The sequence below is a fragment of the Pseudomonas kairouanensis genome (genome assembly GCF_004682055.1).
Classification (GTDB): domain Bacteria; phylum Pseudomonadota; class Gammaproteobacteria; order Pseudomonadales; family Pseudomonadaceae; genus Aquipseudomonas; species Aquipseudomonas kairouanensis.
This window is the reverse complement of sequence record NZ_QUZU01000104.1, coordinates 1-1,271: the sequence shown is the minus strand read 5'-3', so window position 1 is coordinate 1,271 and position 1,271 is coordinate 1. Positions and strand designations below refer to the sequence as shown.

At 54.4% G+C, this 1,271-nt stretch carries 1 protein-coding gene; it reads right to left on the bottom strand.

Annotation, left to right across the window (positions count from 1 at the left end; translation table 11 throughout):
* Window positions 1-131: 131 nt before the first annotated feature.
* Window positions 132-1,082, bottom strand: a complete 951-nt coding sequence (locus DYL59_RS31275) for an IS110 family transposase (protein WP_135292635.1) — start codon at window positions 1,080-1,082, stop codon at window positions 132-134.
* Window positions 1,083-1,271 lie beyond the last annotated feature (189 nt).

The following is a 1,271-nucleotide window of genomic DNA, read 5'->3' as shown; positions in this document are numbered from 1 at the left end:
CCGCCAATCTCCTGTGGGAGCGGGCTTGCCCGCGAAGGCGGCGCATCAGCCGGCACAAATGCTAGCTGACCCAACGCCATCGCAGGCAAGCCAGCTCTCAAATCTGGTTTAGTGCCAGGCTCGAGAAATACTCACACCACCAACTTTAAATTTGGCTGGTATTCACTCTGGTTTTTCATAAGAGCGAATGCCACCCGGCACAGCTTTCGCGCAAGGATCACCAACGCTTCGGTTTTTGCCAGGCCTCTTGCCAGGTACGACTCATAAAACGGTTTCCATGTGGGAGACCGACAAGCGGCCATCGCCGCGTTGTGAGCCAGGCGCCGTATCTCTCCATCGCCTTTTTTACTCAAACGACGAGTGCCGTTCTTTGTTCCGGAGTCCTTTGCTCGCAAATCCATCCCCAAAAAGGCAATGAACGCATCGCTACTGACAAAGTGACCACGCATAAATGCGGTCGCCAAACCGGTAGCCGTAAGCTCACCAACCCCTTCAATCGCTTTGCAACGCTTGATGTTTTCGGTGATGCCAGCTTCTTTGCTGACTTTTTGCAGTAACTTCTGAATGGATTGCTCAGCCTGCTTGAAGGACTTCAACTGCTGGGCTAGCTCGTTTTTCAACAGCGGTTCGCTCGACCAGCTCAGCGTGATACTTACACGCAAGTTGATGAGTTCTGCACGTCTGCGCAGTAGGCTTTTCAACACTTTGTAGGCCTGCGGAGGCGGACTCCAGACACGCAACCGCCCCTGCTCACTCGCCAGATAACGGGCCAGCAGCCGCGCATCACAAGGATCGGTTTTCGCCCGTTGGCCAATGCTTTCGCGGTAGTGGCTCAGCCGGTAAGCATCCACCATGTAAACCTGATGCCCCATTTCATGGGCTAGCTCCGCTGTATCCAGGTGGTAGGTGCTAGTGGCTTCCAGGGCAATCGCGCTTTGTGCAGGCAACGTTTTGAGCCAACGGCCGAGAGTTTTTCGGTCGTTAACAACGATCTGAATGGTTTCAAGGTCTTCGCGGTAAACAACGATTTCGGCTTTGGCCACATCGACACCAACCACCGTTGGTGAGGTAAGGATTGTCATAACGAATCCTCGGAGCTAGGGTTTAAGGGCTTGTTGGGGTCTACCGGAGCGCTGGCTTGCTTCTATCGTCGGTTTTACCGATGCATTCCTTATCGGCGCTTTGGGTAGAAGGGGCGGGACGAGAAGTCTCCCACGGTCCGTACTGGCTAGAGTCGGAATCGGGCTTTTAGTCCCGCCCACCCCTTCAAG

Excerpts from the sequence above, each read along its gene's own strand:
- DYL59_RS31275 (WP_135292635.1), bottom strand. The coding sequence starts at position 1,082 with ATGACAATCCTTACCTCACCAACGGTGGTTGGTGTCGATGTGGCCAAA.